The organism is Streptomyces sp. NPDC002054, assembly GCF_040296685.1.
Classification (GTDB): domain Bacteria; phylum Actinomycetota; class Actinomycetes; order Streptomycetales; family Streptomycetaceae; genus Streptomyces.
The window spans coordinates 34,006-51,094 of sequence record NZ_JBEOXT010000008.1; the positions used below are offsets into that span (position 1 = coordinate 34,006).

Annotated in this window: 18 protein-coding genes; 9 read left to right on the forward strand and 9 right to left on the reverse strand. The window is 71.3% G+C overall.

Features of this window, described 5'->3' with window-relative positions:
- The first annotated feature begins 35 nt into the window (after positions 1–35).
- Positions 36–806 (forward strand): endonuclease/exonuclease/phosphatase family protein, encoded by a 771-nt coding sequence (locus ABT123_RS09400; RefSeq protein WP_351311417.1) that lies wholly within the window; start codon positions 36–38, stop codon positions 804–806.
- Here ABT123_RS09400 and ABT123_RS09405 read toward each other — a convergent pair whose 3' ends face one another.
- Together ABT123_RS09405 and ABT123_RS09410 are read right to left on the reverse strand one after the other, a co-directional pair.
- The gene (locus ABT123_RS09405) at positions 807–1,457 is read right to left on the reverse strand and encodes a hypothetical protein (protein WP_351311419.1); all 651 of its coding nucleotides are present in this window, start codon (positions 1,455–1,457) and stop codon (positions 807–809) included. It abuts the gene before it with no gap.
- 298 nt (positions 1,458–1,755) lie between these two features.
- Positions 1,756–2,193: a hypothetical protein gene (locus tag ABT123_RS09410; RefSeq protein WP_351311421.1), complete on the reverse strand. Its 438-nt coding sequence runs from the start codon at positions 2,191–2,193 to the stop codon at positions 1,756–1,758.
- A 129-nt stretch (positions 2,194–2,322) separates the two neighbouring features.
- On the opposite strand from ABT123_RS09410, the gene ABT123_RS09415 reads away from it, so the two are divergent.
- On the forward strand, positions 2,323–3,351 hold the full coding sequence (locus ABT123_RS09415) for an AraC-like ligand-binding domain-containing protein (RefSeq protein ID WP_351311423.1): 1,029 nt from the start codon (positions 2,323–2,325) through the stop codon (positions 3,349–3,351).
- Here the strand turns inward: ABT123_RS09415 and ABT123_RS09420 are convergent.
- Complete coding sequence (locus ABT123_RS09420) at positions 3,348–3,941, reverse strand: hypothetical protein (protein WP_351311425.1); 594 nt, start codon at positions 3,939–3,941, stop codon at positions 3,348–3,350. The two genes, ABT123_RS09415 and ABT123_RS09420, sit on opposite strands and share 4 nt — an antisense overlap.
- Positions 3,934–4,713, reverse strand: coding sequence for an alpha/beta hydrolase (locus ABT123_RS09425; RefSeq protein WP_351311427.1), 780 nt, complete (start codon positions 4,711–4,713; stop codon positions 3,934–3,936). The genes ABT123_RS09420 and ABT123_RS09425 overlap by 8 nt, the downstream gene beginning before the upstream one ends.
- A 174-nt stretch (positions 4,714–4,887) precedes the next feature.
- On the opposite strand from ABT123_RS09425, the gene ABT123_RS09430 reads away from it, so the two are divergent.
- The 4 genes from ABT123_RS09430 (at position 4,888) to ABT123_RS09445 (ending at position 8,665) form a co-directional block, all read left to right on the forward strand.
- Entirely contained in the window at positions 4,888–5,598 is a 711-nt protein-coding gene (locus ABT123_RS09430) for a lysophospholipid acyltransferase family protein (protein WP_351311743.1), read from the forward strand.
- Between the two features lie 20 nt (positions 5,599–5,618).
- Positions 5,619–6,806 carry a MacS family sensor histidine kinase gene (gene macS / locus ABT123_RS09435; protein ID WP_502970922.1) on the forward strand — a complete coding sequence of 396 codons (1,188 nt, stop codon included), beginning with the start codon at positions 5,619–5,621 and terminating at the stop codon, positions 6,804–6,806.
- Positions 6,803–7,501: a response regulator gene (locus tag ABT123_RS09440; protein ID WP_351311431.1), complete on the forward strand. Its 699-nt coding sequence runs from the start codon at positions 6,803–6,805 to the stop codon at positions 7,499–7,501. Before macS ends, ABT123_RS09440 begins: the two co-directional genes overlap by 4 nt.
- Positions 7,502–7,630: 129 nt before the next feature.
- Positions 7,631–8,665: a 6-phosphofructokinase gene (locus ABT123_RS09445; RefSeq protein ID WP_351311745.1), complete on the forward strand. Its 1,035-nt coding sequence runs from the start codon at positions 7,631–7,633 to the stop codon at positions 8,663–8,665.
- A gap of 181 nt (positions 8,666–8,846) precedes the next feature.
- On the opposite strand, the gene ABT123_RS09450 is transcribed toward ABT123_RS09445, so the two are convergent.
- Both ABT123_RS09450 and ABT123_RS09455 read right to left on the reverse strand, forming a co-directional pair.
- A complete protein-coding gene (locus ABT123_RS09450) occupies positions 8,847–10,754 on the reverse strand; it encodes an anthranilate synthase family protein (protein ID WP_351311433.1) in 1,908 nt (635 codons plus the stop codon).
- A gap of 96 nt (positions 10,755–10,850) precedes the next feature.
- A complete protein-coding gene (locus ABT123_RS09455) occupies positions 10,851–10,958 on the reverse strand; it encodes a trp operon leader peptide (RefSeq protein ID WP_351311435.1) in 108 nt (35 codons plus the stop codon).
- Positions 10,959–11,017: 59 nt separating this feature from the next.
- On the opposite strand from ABT123_RS09455, the gene ABT123_RS09460 reads away from it, so the two are divergent.
- Both ABT123_RS09460 and ABT123_RS09465 read left to right on the forward strand, forming a co-directional pair.
- Complete coding sequence (locus ABT123_RS09460; RefSeq protein WP_351311437.1) at positions 11,018–12,373, forward strand: class II 3-deoxy-7-phosphoheptulonate synthase; 1,356 nt, start codon at positions 11,018–11,020, stop codon at positions 12,371–12,373.
- A 172-nt stretch (positions 12,374–12,545) separates the two neighbouring features.
- Positions 12,546–12,794: a (2Fe-2S)-binding protein gene (locus ABT123_RS09465; protein ID WP_351311747.1), complete on the forward strand. Its 249-nt coding sequence runs from the start codon at positions 12,546–12,548 to the stop codon at positions 12,792–12,794.
- 14 nt (positions 12,795–12,808) lie between these two features.
- Here ABT123_RS09465 and bfr read toward each other — a convergent pair whose 3' ends face one another.
- Positions 12,809–13,288, reverse strand: coding sequence for a bacterioferritin (gene bfr, locus ABT123_RS09470; protein WP_351311438.1), 480 nt, complete (start codon positions 13,286–13,288; stop codon positions 12,809–12,811).
- Positions 13,289–13,442: 154 nt separating this feature from the next.
- On the opposite strand from bfr, the gene ABT123_RS09475 reads away from it, so the two are divergent.
- Positions 13,443–14,075: a sulfite oxidase-like oxidoreductase gene (locus tag ABT123_RS09475; protein ID WP_351311440.1), complete on the forward strand. Its 633-nt coding sequence runs from the start codon at positions 13,443–13,445 to the stop codon at positions 14,073–14,075.
- Between the two features lie 26 nt (positions 14,076–14,101).
- On the opposite strand, the gene ABT123_RS09480 is transcribed toward ABT123_RS09475, so the two are convergent.
- Entirely contained in the window at positions 14,102–14,959 is an 858-nt protein-coding gene (locus ABT123_RS09480; RefSeq protein ID WP_351311749.1) for a deoxyribonuclease IV, read from the reverse strand.
- A gap of 18 nt (positions 14,960–14,977) precedes the next feature.
- Positions 14,978–16,897, reverse strand: a complete 1,920-nt coding sequence (pknB, locus tag ABT123_RS09485) for a Stk1 family PASTA domain-containing Ser/Thr kinase (RefSeq protein WP_351311442.1) — start codon at positions 16,895–16,897, stop codon at positions 14,978–14,980.
- Positions 16,898–17,089: the final 192 nt, after the last annotated feature.

The following is a 17,089-nucleotide window of genomic DNA, read 5'->3' on the forward strand; positions in this document are numbered from 1 at the left end:
GTGGGCGCGGCGGGCAGCCGCATATGTTGCTGCGCATGGATGACCTGACAGACCTGACCGACCTGCCACAGTCCCGTACGGAACCCGACGGCTCAGCGGTGATCCGGGTGCTCAGCTACAACATCCGCTCACTGCGCGACGACGAGGAGGCAGTGGCCCGGGTGATCCGGGCCTGCGCCCCCGACCTGGTCTTCGTCCAGGAGGCCCCGCGCTTCTTCCGCTGGCGCAAACACGCGGCCCGGCTGGCCTTGAAGACCGACCTGGTCGTGCTGAGCGGTGGCGCCACCGCCGCCGGCCCCCTGCTGCTGTGCTCGCTGCGGGCCTTCGTCGAACGCACCGAGGACGTGCTCCTCCCGCTCACCCCGGGGCTGCACCGGCGCGGTTTCGCCACGGCCGTGGTGCGGTTCGGGGGCGTGCGGGTGGCGCTGCTGAGCGCGCACCTGTCGCTGGACCCGGTGGAGCGGATGGCCCAGGCGGACCTGCTGCTGGACCGGCTCCGGGACCGGGACGTGCCGTACGCGATCGCGGCGGGCGACATCAACGAGACCCCGGCCGGGCCCTCCTTCAGCCGTCTCGCGGCCGAGCTCACGGACTGTCGTACGGCGGCACCCTGGGGCGGCGAGCTCACCTTTCCGTCGAGCGGACCGGACCGCCGCATCGACGCGGTCTTCGCGGCCGGGGCGGGGGTGGAGGTCCTGGGCTGCGGGGTCCCGGCGGCGCTCCCGGGCATCCGCAGCACCGACCTGAAGGCGGCCACCGACCACCTCCCCCTCCTGGCAGCCCTCCGCCTCCCGGCCCCCGCCTGATCAGGCGCCGGCGAGAATTGTGGCGGTCCGCTTCCGCACCTCGGCGAGATGGGCACGCATCCGGTCCAGCTCCCCGCGGTGTCTGCCGACCAGGCGGCTCTGGTACGCGCTGTCCAACGCGTACCAGAGGTCCGTGACCCGGTGCTCCGCCCGGCAGTCGAGGTCGGCCAAGGCCATGGCCACGTCCTCACGTTCGCCGCGCTGCCGGTCGCCGGCCCGGGCGCGCCGGTCGTCCGCGTCGTCGTTCGCCTGCCAGGGGTCGGCGTACAAGTACCCTGCTCGCCCCATGCAGGCACTCCAGCCCGCGAACGCGGTCCGCAGGCGAGGGTCTGCCAGGGCACTGTCGGCGGCCTCCTTCCGCAGCCGCAGCACCAGGGCCATCGTGTCCACGGGAGCGCCCCCGGTGAGGGCCTGCTGTGCCTCGCCCGAGCAGGTGTCCGTCCACACGGCGAGCTCGGCCGGGGTGGGCGCGGGCGGCTGTGCCGCAGCCGGCGGCCGGTCCGGTCCGGGCTGCTCCTCCACCGGGTTGCGGTACCCCCACCGCTCGACCTCCGGACGGTCGACGATCCCGTAGCGTCCGGCGTTCGTCTCCGCGGCGGACATCTGTCGTCCCGGGTCCACCACCGGCCGGCTCATTCCGTGCTTCCGCATACATGCGGCCCCGGCCGTCTGCAAAGCGATATTGGCCCTTCGGCGCTCTTCCGGGTCGGCCCAGTAGGAATCCAGCGGCAACACGATGTCCGCAGGTGTGCGAATGGATGTCAATCCACCGATGGGCGGGAGGCCGGAATGCGTATTGTCCTTCCCGGTGCAAGCGGTGACCACCGCCAGGGAAATGCACGCGGCTGCGAGGAGTCGCGCTCGAATGGGGAGGGGCGGCATGGGGGAGGGAACTCCTTTCGATGGAAGGGTGTCGGGCGGAATCGCCCGGCACCCTTCTCACTCGATGTCAGCGGAACTGGACGGAAAGGGTCCGGTCGTTCATCCAGCCGCCGATGTAGTTGTTCACGCCACCCCACCAGCCGCTTGCGTCACCGGTGCCGTCCCAACCGGAACGGTGGTTGGCCTGACACCAGGACCAGGTGCGGAACGAGCTGATCTGCCCGATCCAGCTGTAGAGCACGTTGCCCGTTATCACGTAGCCGGAGTTGCAGGGCGTTCCGCCGGTGAAATTGCCCAGGTGATTGCGGAGGCCGTCGTGCTGATACTCCTCGCTGTAGTGGATCGAACCCGCGGGCACCAGGGAGGAGCTGCTGGTGGCCATTGCCCGGGCCGGCGACGCGCCCGCCGTGTCGGGACCGGCGTCCGCAGCCATCGCGTTTCCGGTACCCAGGCCCGCCGCGGCCACTACGGCCACGATCGACATGACGATCCGGGATTTCTTCATGAGTTTCCCCTCGGAGCGGTCGGGATTTCCGGCATCAGTTTTGCAGCTGTCCGGTGGACCGGATTGGCTCAGAGTGCACGGTTGCTTGACGGGGAATGCACTCTCCCTGCGCCGTCCGGCGGCTGCACCATGGCGATTGTGGATTCACTCGACAGCACTGTTGTTCCGGCGGGAGAGCGTTTCGACTGGTGGTGTGATCTCGTCGGCCGGGATACCGCTCCCACCCGGATAAGCAGCGATCACCACGATGATTTCCGGGCCAGCATCGGCATGCTGCCGATGGGAGCCGTGGGAATGTCCCTGCTGTCCATGCCGGCCATCAGATCCGAACGGACCCCGACGCTGATCCGGCGCTCGGACCCGGAGGCGTACGAGCTCTGCCTGATCCTCGGCAGCGACATGTGGCTGGAGCAGCGCCGCACCGACGCCCGGGTGCGGGCCGGGGACCTGCTGCTGTGGGACACCTCGCAGCCGTTCGACGGCCGGGGGCTGGGCATCGGCCCGGACGAGCCGTCACGGGCGATCATCGTGCATCTGCCGCGGGCGGCCGTGCCGTTGCCCGAGGCGCGGATCAACGACCTGCTGGCCCGCCGGCTGCCGACCGACACCGGTATGGGGGCCTTGCTGGCCGGGTTCCTGCGGGGAGCCGTGGACCAGGCCGACAGCTGGAACGGCAGGGACACGGTCCGGCTCGGGTCCGTGGCCATGGAGCTGTCCACGGCCTTCCTCGCCCACCACCTCGACGCGACGGCGGCCCTGCCGCCCGAGACCCGCCGGCAGACCCTGCTGCGCCAGGTCCTCGGCTTCATCGATCTCAACCTCGCGGACCCGCAGCTCACACCGGCCGCGGTGGCGGCCTTCCACCACATCTCGGTGCGCTACCTGCACCGCCTCTTCGAGCAGCAGGACGCCACCGTGGCCGCCTGGATCCGCCGCCGCAGGCTTCAGCGCTGCCAGGCCGACCTGGTCAACCCGCTGTACGGGGCGCAGCCCGTGCACGCGGTGGGCCGCCGCTGGGGTTTCGTACACCCCGCCGACTTCACCCGGTCGTTCCGGCGGGAGTACGGCATGACCCCCACGGCCTACCGGAGACTGGGCGCCTCCGGTGCCGTACGTCCCACCGGCCCGCCGGACACCACTGAGGACTGTCCGACCTAGACGACCGCGCCGCGGCCCGGGTCGTCGTCCTCTTCGTCGCCGTGTGCCATCCGGCCCACCAGCGTGGCGAAGCCGCCCAGGAAGCCGCCCACCCCCAGCGTGGTCAGCCACCAGGTCATCTCCCAGCGCAGCACCACCGCCAACAGCAGCAGCACCGGCCCGCCGACCACCGCCAGCCAGGCGAACTTGGCCGTGGTGTCGGCCGCCGGCAGCGGCGGGGGCTCCGGCGGGACGAAATGCCCCTCGTCGGTCGCGTCGAGATCCTCTTCGCCCGGCTCCGCCAGCGAGTGGTCACGGGGCCCGGCCCCGCCCACGCCCGGGGCGAAGACCACCGAGCTGCCCAGAGCGGCCGGCGGGGACGCCGGCCCGGCGTCCTTCTCCGGCTTCTCCGGCGGCTTCGTACCCGCCGCCGGGGCCGGCGGCTCCGGCAGGACGTCCTCCTCCGGCAGCAGCAGGTCCTCGATCGGCTTGAACGGCCGAGCCCCCGGCGGATCCGCCGGTTCCTCGCCGTAGCCGGCGACGATCGCCGCCCAGGCCGCCTCTTCGTCCAGCGGCGGGACGCCGCCGGACGGCTCCTCCTGCTCAGCCACCGGTGCCCGCCCCCTCCCTGTCGCCGGTCCCCGCGAGCCGGCCGACAAACGCAAAACTGTCCGCGAAGATCCGCTCCGCATCATGGTCCAACGTCGCGACGTGGTAGCTCTGTTCCAGCAGGGTCTCGGTCACATCCGTGGAGGACACCCGCGCCAGCACCCGCGCCGAGTCGGCCGGCGGCACCACATGGTCCTGCGGGCTGTGCAGCAGCAACAGCGGCTGGGTGACCTGCGGCAGCTCCTTGTCCACCAGCTGCAGGAACTTCCGCAGCGAGTGCGCGGCCCGGGTCGGGACCCGGTCGTAGCCGACCTCGTCCGAGCCGGGCTTCGCGATGTCGGATGCGATGCCCGGCGTGGAGCGGATGAAGTGCATGGCCACCGGCAGCGCGACGGCCAGCGGGTCGTGCACCTTGTTGGCCGGATTGACCAGGACGAGGCCGCTGATCGCGTCCCCGTGCCGGGCCGCCAGCCGCAGGCTCAGCGCGCCGCCCATCGACAGACCGAACACGAACACCTTGGTGCACCGGTCCAGCAGCTCCCGCAGTGCCCGGTCGACCTCCGCGTACCAGTCCTGCCACCCGGTGAGCTGCATGTCCTGCCACCGCGTGCCGTGTCCGGGCAGCAGCGGCAGGGACACCGTCAGACCGCGCTCGGCCAGATACTCGGCCCAGGGCCGCATGGACTGCGGGGAGCCGGTGAAACCGTGGCAGAGGAGGACGCCGACCTCTCCGCCCTCGTGGCGGAACGGCTCGGCACCGGGGAGGACGGGCACCAGGATCTCCTTGAAAGGGATGGCGAAGCGATGTTCGGGGCGGGTGCGCTGTGTGACTTCACCGTACGCGACGGGACAGGCACCGACCAGGGTCGAAGGACCGCTCCGACCACGCCCAGGGGTTAAGGTCTGTTCGACGGACACAGGAAGGCTGCTCAGTTGATCTACGGCGCAATGAAGTTCTCCATCGGCGGTTCCCTGAAGCTCGCCTTCAGGCCGTGGGTGGAGGGCCTCGAGAACATTCCCGCGGAGGGGCCGGCGATCCTTGCGAGCAACCATCTCTCCTTCTCCGACTCCTTCTTCCTGCCGGCCGTGCTGGACCGGAAGGTCACCTTCATCGCGAAGGCGGAGTACTTCACCTCGCCGGGCGTCAAGGGCAAGCTCACCGCCGCGTTCTTCAAGGGCGTGGGCCAGCTCCCGGTGGACCGCTCCGGCGCCCGCGGCGCCGGCGAGGCGGCCATCAAGAGCGGCATCGAGGTCATCGAACGCGGTGAGCTCTTCGGCATCTACCCGGAGGGCACCCGCTCGCCCGACGGCCGCCTGTACCGCGGCAAGCCCGGCGGACTGGCCCGGGTGGCGCTGGCCACCGGCGCCCCCGTGATCCCCGTGGCGATGATCGACACCGAGAAGATCCAGCCGCCCGGCAAGGTGGTCCCGAAGCTGATGCGCCCGGGCATCCGGATCGGCAAGCCGCTGGACTTCAGCCGCTACCACGGCATGGACGGGGACCGCTTCATCCTGCGCTCGGTGACCGACGAGGTCATGTACGAGATCATGAAGCTCTCCGGGCAGGAGTACGTCGACATCTACGCGACGGCTGCCAAGCGCCAGATCGCCGACGCCGAGAAGGCCGCCAAGAACGAGGCCAAGCACGAGGCCAAGTGAAGCGCGAGCGCGTCGTCAGCATGTCGGTCGAGCAGCCGCTGTGGCGTGCCCTGACCGTCTACCGCGTGCTCACCATGATCTACGCCGTGCTGCTGTTCGCCTCCGCCCACCAGGAGTTCAACCGCCCCTGGCTGGCCATCGGCTACCTCACACTGCTCGCCGGCTGGACCCTGGCCACCTTCAACAAGGTGGCCAACGCGCAGAGCTGCACCCGGCGCTTCTTGGGGCTCGACCTCGCCGTCGCACTGACCGGCATCCTGCTCACCCCGCTCGTCGACGCGCACGAGCGGATCGCGGCCGGCGGCCCCACCCTCCCCTCCATCTGGACCGCGGGCTCCGTCCTCGCCTTCGCCATCAAGGGCGGCTGGCGCTGGGCGGGCTTCGCCTCCTCCTTCGTGGCTGTAGCCAACATCGTCCAGCGCGGCGAACCCACCCGGGACACCCTGCACAACGTCCTGCTGGTGTGGGTGGCCTCCATCGCCATCGGCTACGTCGTCGAGGTCGCCCGCGCCAGTGAGGCCACCCTGGCCCGCGCCCTGGAGATCGAGGCCGCGACCCGCGAGCGGGAGCGCCTGGCCCGGGACATCCACGACGGGGTCCTCCAGGTCCTCGCCATGGTCCAGCGGCGCGGCAGCGAGATCGGCGGCGAAGCCGCGGAGCTCGGCCGGATGGCGGGGGAACAGGAGGTGGCGCTGCGCACCCTGGTCTCCAGCGGGCTGGTGCCGGCCTCCCGAATCTCCCGGGACGCCGGGCGCGGAGCCCTGGTCGACAGCGTCGAGGTGGCGGAGCCCGGCGCCGACGAGGGCGAGCTGGACCTGCGGAGCCTGCTGGCCCCGCACGCCGGGTCCCGGATCAGCTTCGCGGAACCGGGCACGCCGGTGCCGCTGCCCGCCCCGGCCGCCCAGGAGCTGGCCGCCGCCGTCGGAGCCGCCCTCGACAACGTGCGCAAGCACGCCGGGGACGGGGCCCGGGCCTGGATCCTCCTGGAGGACTGGGGCGACGAGGTGATCGTCACGGTCCGCGACGACGGGCCGGGCATTCCGCCGGGACGGCTGGACCAGGCGGAGGGCGAGGGCCGGATGGGGGTGGCGCTGTCCATCCGCGGCAGGCTGCGCGAGCTCGGGGGCACCGCCGAGCTGGTGTCCGTACCCGGACAGGGCACCGAAGTGGAACTGAAAGTACCCAGGGGGAGGACGGACAAGCGATGAGCGACGTGAGAGACGCGCGCGACGTGAGTGACCTGAGCGGGATCAGGGTGATGGTCGTGGACGACCATCCGATGTGGCGGGACGCGGTCGCCCGCGACCTCGGCGCCGCCGGGTTCGACGTGGTGGCCACCGCCGGCGACGGACCCCAGGCGGTCCGCCGGGCCCTGGCGGTCGGCCCCGATGTCCTGGTCCTCGACCTCAACCTGCCCGGCATGCCCGGGGTCCAGGTGTGCAAGGAGCTGGTCGGGGCCAACCCGGCGCTGCGGGTGCTGGTGCTGTCGGCGAGCGGCGAGCACGCCGACGTCCTGGAGGCGGTGAAGTCCGGGGCGACCGGCTACCTGCTGAAGTCCGCCGCGGCCGAGGAACTGATCGACGCGGTCCGCCGCACCGCCGTCGGCGACCCGGTCTTCACCCCGGGCCTGGCCGGACTGGTGCTCGGCGAGTACCGGCGGCTGGCCGCCGACCCGGCCCCGGCCGCGGCCGACGAGCCGAAGGTCCCGCAACTCACCGACCGGGAGACCGAGGTGCTGCGGCTGGTGGCCAAGGGACTGTCGTACAAGCAGATCGCGGAGCGACTGGTCATCTCGCACCGCACGGTGCAGAACCACGTCCAGAACACCCTGGGCAAACTGCAGCTGCACAACCGGGTGGAGCTCGTCCGCTATGCCATAGAACGCGGCCTCGACGACGCTTGACCCCTCACCCCTGCGGGTGAACCTGGTGTACACAACCACCCGTAGTTCCACCGGAGTTGTCCGTTCGCCCCCGCGCGCTGTGACCTGAGTCTCACTAGCGTGACCGTCATGGCGAAGGGAGATGCTTCCATGAAGGTCGGAGTGCTGACCGGCGGCGGGGACTGTCCGGGGCTGAACGCGGTGATCCGCGGGGTCGTCCGCAAGGGCGTGCAGGAGTACGGATACGGGTTCATCGGCTTCCGCGACGGCTGGCGGGGCCCGCTCGAAGGGGACACCGTCCCGCTCGACATCCCCGCCGTACGTGGCATCCTGCCGCGCGGCGGCACCATCCTCGGCTCCTCCCGCACCAACCCGTTCAAGCAGGAGCAGGAGAACGGGGTCCGCGCGATCAAGGAAAACCTCGCCAAGCACGAGGTGGACGCACTGATCGCGATCGGCGGCGAGGACACCCTCGGCGTCGCGGCGCGCCTGTACACGGAGTTCGGGGTGCCCTGCGTCGGGGTTCCCAAGACCATCGACAACGACCTGTCGGGCACCGACTACACCTTCGGTTTCGACACGGCGGTCGGTATCGCGACCGAGGCCATCGACCGGCTGCACACCACGGCCGAGTCCCACATGCGGGTCCTGGTGGTGGAGGTGATGGGCCGGCACGCCGGCTGGATCGCCCTGCACTCGGGCCTGGCGGGCGGGGCGAACGTCATCCTCATCCCCGAGCAGCGCTTCGACATCGACCAGGTGTGCGCCTGGGTCACCTCCCGGTTCAAGGCGAGTTACGCGCCGATCGTGGTGGTGGCGGAGGGGGCCATGCCCACGGACGGGGAGATGGTCCTGAAGGACGCGACGAAGGACTCCTTCGGGCACGTCCGGCTCTCCGGGGTCGGCGAATGGCTGGCCAAGGAGATCGAGGCACGCACCGGCAAGGAGGCCCGGACCACCGTCCTCGGCCATGTCCAGCGGGGCGGCACGCCGAGCGCGTACGACCGCTGGCTGGCCACCCGCTTCGGACTGCACGCGATCGACGCGGTGCGGGACGGGGACTTCGGGAAGATGGTGGCGCTGCAGGGGACGAAGGTGGTGCGGGTGCCGATCGCGGAGGCGACGGCCAAGCTGAAGACGGTGGACCCGGAGCTGTACCGGGAGGCCGGGGTGTTCTTCGGCTGAGCGGCTGCCTCCGGCTCAGCGGCTGCTTCCGCTGAGCCGCACGGTGTCGGGCTGCAGGCGTTCGACGGCCGGCCCGGCGTGAACGCGGACCTGGGCGGTCGGGTGCTGCGCACCCTGGCGGCCGGCGGGCCTCGGCCCGCCGGCTCGCGCTCACCGTCGGCTGCGTCCGAGAACACCCCGGTCAGCCCCGGGTGACTTCGACGGCCACGGCCGTCAAGAGCTCGCGGAGCAGCTCCGCGCCGCGCAGGGTGAGGACGGACTCCGGGTGGAACTGCACGCCCGCGAAGCCGGGGCCGCGCAGGGCGTGTACCTCTCCGGTGGCGGGATCGTGGGAGACTTCAACGCCCCGCTCCGCCAGCCGGTCCGCGAGCTCCGCATCGCAGGCCGCCGTGTACGTGTTGTAGAAGCCGACCACCTCCGGCGTCCCGAACAGGTCGATCCGCAGCTGCGCGCCCTGGGCCGGCTCCGCCTTGCGGACCAGCGGCAGGCCGAGCTCGGCGGCCAGCAGCTCGTGGCCGAGGCAGATGCCGAGCAGGCCCCGCCGGTGCCCGGCCAGCAGGTCGGCCGCCAGCCCGCGCAGCAGCCGCATCTTCGGGTCCGCGGCATCCGCCGGGTTCCCCGGGCCCGGGCCCAGGACGACCGGGCCGGGATGGGCCAGGGCGGCAGCCCGCAGCCCCGGATCGTCGTAGCGGCGTACGGTCACCGTGAACCCGGCCACCCGCAGCACGTGCGCCAGCATCGCGGTGAAGGTGTCCTCGCCGTCCACCACCAGCGCATGGCCGGCCGGCTCCACCGGCCGGTCCTGCATCCGCAGCCAGAACGGGGCCAGGTCCGCCCGCCGCGCGGCCAGCGCCGCCTGCACCCGGGGGTCGTCGGCCAGCCGCCCGGCTCCCTCGCGGGCGGGCCGCGGCGCGGCCGGACGGACCCCCAGCGCGGCCAGCACCCCCGCCGCCTTGGCATGGGTTTCGGCCACCTCTCCGGCCGGATCCGAGTGCCGGACCAGGGTGGCGCCCACCGCCACCCGCAAGGTGCCGTCCGGTGCGATGTCGGCGGTCCGGATGAGGATGGGGGAGTCCAGGGTCTGGACCCCGGCGGCATCCCGCCCGAGCAGGGCCAGCGCCCCCGCGTAATAGCCCCGTCCGCCCGCTTCGTACCGTTGGATCACCCGGCAGGCGTTCTCCACCGGCGAGCCGGTCACGGTGGCCGCGAACATGGTCTCCTTCAGGACCTCCCGCACGTCCAGCGAGGACCGTCCGCGCAGCTCGTACTCGGTGTGCGCCAGGTGCGACATCTCCTTGAGCCGCGGCCCGACCACCACCCCGCCGCGGTCGCCGACCGTGCACATCATCTTCAGTTCCTCGTCGACCACCATGGAGAGCTCCTCGATCTCCTTGCGGTCGGCCAGGAAGGACAGCAGTGAGTCGGCCGTCGGCCCGCCCTCCGGATAGCGGTACGTGCCGCTGATCGGGTTCATCACCACGGTGCCGCCGGACATCCGGACGTGTACCTCCGGGCTGGCTCCGACCAGCGTCCGCTCCCCGGTGTGCACCACGTACGTCCAGTACGCGCCGCGCTCGGCCGTCAGCAGCCGCCGGAACAGGGCGAGCGCGTCGGCCCGCCCGAAGCCGTCGATCCGGCCCCGGTAGGTGCGGCGGATCACGAAGTTCGCGCCCTCGCCGCGGCCGATCTCGTCCTCGATCACCCGCTCGACGGTGGCCGCGTACTCCTCGTCGCCGACGTCGAAGCCGCCGTCGGTGACGCCGACCGGGTGGGCGGGCAGGGCGGCCAGCGCCTCGGCGAGCGGGATCTCGTACGCCTCCTCGGCGACCAGCACGCTCAGCGGGGTGCCGTCGTCGGCCGCCGTGAACCCGCGCTCGCGGATTTGCCGGAACGGGATCAGGGCCAGGCTGGGCAGCTCGCCCACCGGGAGGTCGGCCAGCAGCCCGGCCTCGTGGACGGGCCCGACGAGCACTTCGACGGTGTCGTGGTCGTGGCCCGGGGTGCGCCGCCGCAGCAGCGCGAAGGGCGGTCCGTCGGGGTCGAGGAGCCGGTCGACCTGACAGAGGGCAGGCACGGGACGGTTGGTCATTCGGGGCGGTTCCTTCCGGTAGAAGAGGAACGGCCCGCGGAAAGCAGAAAGGCCGCCCTCGGGCGGCCTTCGCGTCGGTTTTTCGGGTACGCGCAGTCAGTGGGCCGCCGGATGAGCGGTCCACCACCAGTTCTGGCAGGTCTGGTTCGGGTGCGCGAACATGCCGTACACCCTACACCGGTGGCGGTGTGACCTGACAGACATGCGTCTCACGTTGTGGGCGGCGGGCCGGACTGCCGCGTTCAGCCCGTAGTGTTTACAGGGTGACCGTGAACGCTGAAACCCAAGCCCCCGCCGCCAAGGCGACCTGGCGAGACCTTCCCGCGGCGCAGCAGCCTTCGTACCCCGATGCCGAGGCTCTGCGCGCTGTCGTCGCGGACCTCGAGTCGTATCCTCCGCTCGTCTTTGCGGGTGAGTGCGACCAGCTGCGCGCCCGTCTGGGAGCCGTCGCCAAGGGCGAGGCGTTCCTCCTCCAGGGCGGCGACTGCGCCGAGGCCTTCGATGCCGTGTCCGCCGACCACATCCGAGCCAAGCTGAAGACGCTGCTGCAGATGTCGGCCGTCCTGACCTACGCGGCCTCGGTGCCCGTGGTCAAGGTCGGGCGCATCGCCGGCCAGTACTCCAAGCCGCGCTCCAAGGACACCGAGACCCGCGACGGCGTGACCCTGCCGACCTACCGCGGCGACTCGGTCAACGGCTTCGCCTTCACCGAAGAGGCCCGCGTCCCGGACCCCGAGCGGCTGAAGCGGATGTACCACGCCTCCGCCTCCACGCTGAACCTGGTGCGCGCCTTCACCACCGGTGGCTACGCCGACCTGCGCCAGGTGCACGCCTGGAACCAGGACTTCGTGAAGTCCTCCCCGTCCGGGCAGCGCTACGAGCAGCTCGCGCGGGAGATCGACAACGCGCTGAACTTCATGAAGGCCTGTGGCACCGACCCGGCCGAGTTCAAGGCGGTCGAGTTCTACGCCTCGCACGAGGCGCTGCTGCTCGCCTACGAGGGCGCGCTGACCCGCACCGACTCGCGGACCGGCAAGCTGTACGACACCTCCGGCCACATGGTCTGGATCGGTGAGCGCACCCGCCAGCTGGACCACGCGCACATCGAGTTCTGCTCGCAGATCGCCAACCCGATCGGCATCAAGCTCGGCCCCACCACCACGGTGGACGAGGCCCTGACGTACATCGACCGCCTGGACCCGGACCGCGAGCCGGGCCGGCTGACCTTCGTCGTCCGCATGGGCGCCGACAAGGTCCGGGACAAGCTGCCCGAGCTGGTCGAGAAGGTCACCGCATCCGGGGCCACGGTGGCCTGGGTGACCGACCCGATGCACGGCAACACCTTCGAGGCGGCTTCCGGCCACAAGACCCGCCGCTTCGACGACGTGCTCGACGAGGTCAAGGGCTTCTTCGAGGTCCACAAGGCGCTGGGCACCCACCCGGGCGGCATCCACGTCGAGCTCACCGGTGACGATGTCACCGAGTGCGTGGGCGGCGGCGACGAGATCTTCGTCGACGACCTGCACCAGCGCTACGAGACGGCCTGCGACCCGCGGCTCAACCGCAGCCAGTCGCTGGACCTGGCCTTCCTGGTGGCGGAGATGTACCGCGACCAGTAGGCACGACCAGTAGGCGCGATCAGTAGGTGGTTTCCTACGAGCTGTGGGGCGTGGATCTGTGATCCGCGCCCCACAGTCGTCTTCAGGCCTTTTAGGTGACCCTAAGTTTGGGTAAGGTTAGGTAAGCCTCACCGAATAGGGGATGGCCCGCCTGACCGTTCCTGCCAGGGAGGTGAACCGCGTGTACGTCTGCTCTTGCTTCGGCATCACCGACCAGCAGGTCAAGGACCACGCGGCAGCCGGCGCCTGCACCCCCCGCCAGATCGCCTCGGTGACCAAGGCCGGTACCGACTGCGGTTCCTGCGTACGAACCATCCAGGGCCTCCTCGGTCGCGGCGCGTGCCCGCGCCGGGCGCTGCTGGACAAGGGTGAGGCTACGGCCGTCCTGGCCGCGGGCGCGGAGCTGGCGGAAGCCGCCTAGCCCTCCCGGCCCTCCTAGCTCTCCGGCTGCTCGATGAGCTGCGCGATGTAGAGCGCCTCGCCGAGGGTTTCGATGAGCTCCAGCTGGGTGTCGAGGTAGTCGATGTGGTGCTCCTCGTCCGCCAGGATCTCCTCGAAGAGACGCGCCGAGGTCACATCGCTCTTGCCGCGCATCACATCGATCCCGCGCTTGAGGCGGTCGATCGCCTCGACCTCGACCTGTCGGTCAGCCTGGAACATCTCGGTAAGGGTCTGGCCGACCCGGACGTGGAAGAGCCGCTGGTAGTTCGGCAGGCCGTCCAGCATCAGGATGCGTTCGGTCAGCTTGTCCGCGTGCTTCATCTCGTCGATGGATTCTTCACGCGTGTACTTGGCGAGCTTCGTCCAGCCCTTGTTGTCCTGGATGCGGTAGTGCAGCCAGTACTGGTTGATCGCCGTCAGCTCACCGGTGAGCTGTTCGTTCAGAAACTCGAGGACCTCGGGGTCGCCCTGCATCGCAGAGGCTCCTTCCAAGCAAGAGAACCGGCAGGTGCGCGCATCCTTGCACCGCTGCCGGGGGTCGTCCAGTAAGTGCCTCCTTAGTAGGAGTTGCCCGATTCAGGGCCAAACCTGGTCAGGACCACCCTTGCCGGTCTGTCACCATGGAGTCATGGGTCAGCCGGAAAGCCGGGAATCTCCGGGAGCAGAGCAGCTGGAGCTTCCTCCGGGGCAGCGGCTGCAGCGCGGCTGGCCGGTGACCCACTACGGCCCGGTGCCCAAGTTCAAGCCGGATCGCTGGGAGTTCCGGGTCTTCGGCGCCACCGCGGACGGCGAGAAACACTGCTGGAACCACGAGGAGTTCTCGGCCCTGCCGTTCACCTCGGTGGTCGCGGACCTGCACTGCGTGACGAAGTTCAGCATGCCGGGGGCCGAATGGGGCGGTGTGCTCGCCCGTGACGTGCTGGCCCTGGCCCCGCCGTCCCCGCTGGTCACACATGTGATGGTGTGGGCCGAGTACGGTTTCAGCTCCAACATGCGGCTGTCCGACTTCGCTTCGGACCGGACCGTCTTCGCCACCCACCAGGGGGGCGAACTCCTGACCGCGGAGCACGGGTTCCCGCTGCGGCTGGTGGTCCCGCACCTGTACGCCTGGAAGGGCCCCAAGTGGGTCCGGGGTGTCGAGTACATGACCGCCGACCGGCGCGGGTTCTGGGAAGAGCGCGGCTACCACAACATCGGCGATCCCTGGCGCGAGCAGCGCTACTCGTACCAGGAGGAGCCGGGGGACGGTCCGGAACTCTGATCGCAGGGTGAATGCGCCTGGGAACGTTACCCGCGCCCGCGCAGCTCCTTCAGCAGGGCCACGTCCGCCGCGTGCCCCTCCTTGCCGCCGGGCGTTTCGATGATCAGCGGCACCCCGTCCGTCTCCGGGTGCGTGCACAGCTCGGCGAAGGCGTCCCGGCCGATGTGACCGGCGCCGATGTTCGCGTGCCGGTCCTTGTGGGCGCCCACGCCCTCCTTGGAGTCGTTCGCGTGGATCAGCTTCAGCCGTCCCGCACCCACCGTCTCCACCAGCAGGTCCAGCGTCTCCTTGGCCCCGCCCGGCCCGGCCAGGTCGTGGCCCGCCGCGAAGATGTGGCAGGTGTCGAGGCAGATCCCGAGCTTCGGATGAGCGTCCAGCGCCTCGAAGTACGGGCCGAAGTCCCAGGTGCGTGAACACAGTGAGAAGCCCTGCCCGGCCGTGGACTCCAGCAGCAGGAACGGGTCGTCGTCGTGCGTCAGCTCGTCCAGCAGCGGCAGCATGTGCTCCCTGACCTGCGCGAGCGCCTCCTCCCGCGGTCGCCCTCCGGTCGCCGAGCCGGTGTGCACCACCACGCCCAGCGCGCCGATCTCCCGGCCCCGGCGCAGCGAGTGGCGGAGCGACTCCACCGACTTCTCCACCGTCGCGGGCGTGTGCGAGCCGAAGTTGATCAGGTACGGCGCGTGCACATACGCCGGGATGCCCTCCGCGGCGCACTGCGCGCGGAACAGCTCGTCCTGGGCCGGATTCCCGGCCGGGGTGGCCCAGCCACGCGGATTGGCCACGAAGACCTGCACGGCCTCCGCGCCCATCTCCCGCGCATAGGTCAGCCCGACCGAGGCGAGCCCGCCGGCCACGGGCACATGCCCGCCCACCGGATTGCGTATGGCGTCGTTCACGTGCTGCTACAGCCCCTTGGTCCTGATGGTGATCGTGCTGCCCTCGGGTGCGCTCTGGTTGGCCGGCACCGACTGGCTCGCCACGGTGTTCGAGAAGGAGATGAGGGGCCGGTCCACCTTCACCTTGAAGCCCAGCCCCTCCAAGGTGCGCCGGGCGGCGTCCACCTCCTGGTTGGTGACGTCCGGAACCTGGACCTGGCGCGGTCCCTTGGACACGGTCAGCGTCACCGTGTCCCCGGCCGCGGCCTGGGTGTTCGCCGCCACCGACTGGTTGGCGACCCGGCCGGCCGGCTGCGGCGAATGGACCTGCTCGGCGGCCAGCTCGACCTTCAGCCCGAGCTGCTCCAGGCCCGCCCGGGCCTGGTCCACCGGCTGCCCGACGATGCTCGGCACCGGCACCGGCCGGCCCTTGCTGACCACCAGGGCGACCGCCGTGTCCGGGGCCCGCTTCTCCCCGGCCGCCGGATCCGTGCTGATCACCGCGCCCTGCGGGACGTCCTCGTCGAAGGTCTGCGTCACCATGCCGGGGGCCAGCCCCTCCTTGGTGAGTTCGGCCTTGGCCACGTCCAGCGGCCGGCCCTTCAGGTTGGGCACCGAGACCACCTGGGGGCCGCGCGAGACGATCAGGGTGACCGAGCCGTTGCCCCGGATCTGCCCCCCGGACGCCGGATCGCTGCCCATCACGGTGCCGCGCTCGAAGCTGCTGCTGAACTTCCGGTCGACCTGCTTCACGTCCAGGCCGGCCGCCGACAGCTGCTTCCGGGCCTGCGCCTCGGTCTTCCCGAGCACGTGCGGGACCTGGGTGAACTGGCCGGAGCTGATGTACCAGACGCCGGTGCCGAGACCGAGGGCGAGCAGGACCCCGGCGACGATGAGGAACAGGCCGCGCCGGGACGGCCGGCCCGGCGATGCGGCCGGGGCCGCGGCCGGAGCCGGGGGCAGCGGCGGGGCGGCCAGCCGGGAGGTGTGCTCCACCGGCTGCCGGGCCGGCATCACCGGGCGGGGGATCACCCCGGTCCGGTCCTCCGCGGCGGACCGCACCTCGGCGCGCGCCTGCGGCGGTACGGCGTCCAGCTCGGCGGTGCTCAGCCCGGCCCGGGCCTCCCGGACCAGGCCCAGCAGGGCCGCAGCGTCGTACGGGCGCAGCTCGGGGTCGCGGGCGGCGGCCCGGGCGACGAGCCCGTCCAGGGCGGCCGACAGCCCCGGCACGGTGGCGGAAGGCGGCGGCACGTCCTCGTGCAGGTGCTGGTAGAGCACCTGGGCCGGGGTGCCGCCGGTGTGCGGCTTGGTGCCGGTGAGCATCTCGTACAGCACGACACCGCAGGCGTAGACGTCGACGCGGGTGTCGGTGGCGCCGTTCTCGATCTGCTCGGGGGCGAGGTAGGAGACGGTGCCGAGGACCGCGCCGGTGGTCTGGGTGACCGCGTCGACACTGCGGACCAGCCCGAAGTCGGCCACCTTGACCCGGCCGTCGTCGCCTATCAGCACGTTCTCGGGCTTCATGTCGCGGTGCACGAACCCGGCACGGTGCGCGGCGCCGAGGGCGGCGAGGACCGGCTCCAGAATGTCCAGCGCGGCCCGCGGCTGGAGCGCGCCGCGCTCGCGGAGCACATCGCGCAGGGTGCAGCCGGAGACGTACTCCATGGCGAGGTAGACGTAGCCGCCGTCGGTGCCCTGGTCGAACACGGCGACCACGTTGGGGTGGGCGAGACGGGCCACGGACTTGGCCTCGCGGATGAACCGGTCGACGAAGCCGTGGTCGGCGGCGAGCGCCGGGTGCATCACCTTGAGGGCGAGGACGCGGTCGAGGCGGGTGTCGAGGGCCCGGTAGACCGTGGCCATGCCGCCGACCGCGATGCGGGCGTCGATGCGGTAGCGGCCGTCGAGCACGCACCCGACGAGGGGGTCATCCAGGGTCGTATCCACCCGCCGATTCTACGAGCGTCGGCTGTGGGCATGCCCCGCTGGTGTGCTGCTGCGACGCAGCTGTGACGTGCGGGCCCGCTGCGCGGGGCCATTTCCCCACCCCGCCCCTCCCCGAAACCGGGGCCTGCGGCCCCGGCCCCCGCCCGTGGGGCTGCGCCCCACACCCGCCTGGGTGCACGGGCTCCGCCCGGC

What these genes read in the sequence shown, in the direction of transcription:
- ABT123_RS09405 (WP_351311419.1), bottom strand. Translation starts at nt 1,457, where the DNA reads ATGCGGAAGCACGGAATGAGCCGGCCGGTGGTGGACCCGGGACGACAG.
- ABT123_RS09410 (WP_351311421.1), bottom strand. Translation starts at nt 2,193, where the DNA reads ATGAAGAAATCCCGGATCGTCATGTCGATCGTGGCCGTAGTGGCCGCG.
- ABT123_RS09455 (WP_351311435.1), bottom strand. Translation starts at nt 10,958, where the DNA reads ATGTCTGTCAGGTCACACCGCCACCGGTGTAGGGTGTACGGCATGTTC.
- ABT123_RS09475 (WP_351311440.1), top strand. Translation starts at nt 13,443, where the DNA reads ATGGGTCAGCCGGAAAGCCGGGAATCTCCGGGAGCAGAGCAGCTGGAG.
- ABT123_RS09400 (WP_351311417.1), top strand. Translation starts at nt 36, where the DNA reads ATGGATGACCTGACAGACCTGACCGACCTGCCACAGTCCCGTACGGAA.
- ABT123_RS09415 (WP_351311423.1), top strand. Translation starts at nt 2,323, where the DNA reads ATGGCGATTGTGGATTCACTCGACAGCACTGTTGTTCCGGCGGGAGAG.
- ABT123_RS09430 (WP_351311743.1), top strand. Translation starts at nt 4,888, where the DNA reads ATGAAGTTCTCCATCGGCGGTTCCCTGAAGCTCGCCTTCAGGCCGTGG.
- bfr (WP_351311438.1), bottom strand. Translation starts at nt 13,288, where the DNA reads ATGCAGGGCGACCCCGAGGTCCTCGAGTTTCTGAACGAACAGCTCACC.
- ABT123_RS09450 (WP_351311433.1), bottom strand. Translation starts at nt 10,754, where the DNA reads ATGACCAACCGTCCCGTGCCTGCCCTCTGTCAGGTCGACCGGCTCCTC.
- macS (WP_502970922.1), top strand. Translation starts at nt 5,619, where the DNA reads ATGTCGGTCGAGCAGCCGCTGTGGCGTGCCCTGACCGTCTACCGCGTG.
- ABT123_RS09440 (WP_351311431.1), top strand. Translation starts at nt 6,803, where the DNA reads ATGAGCGACGTGAGAGACGCGCGCGACGTGAGTGACCTGAGCGGGATC.
- ABT123_RS09445 (WP_351311745.1), top strand. Translation starts at nt 7,631, where the DNA reads ATGAAGGTCGGAGTGCTGACCGGCGGCGGGGACTGTCCGGGGCTGAAC.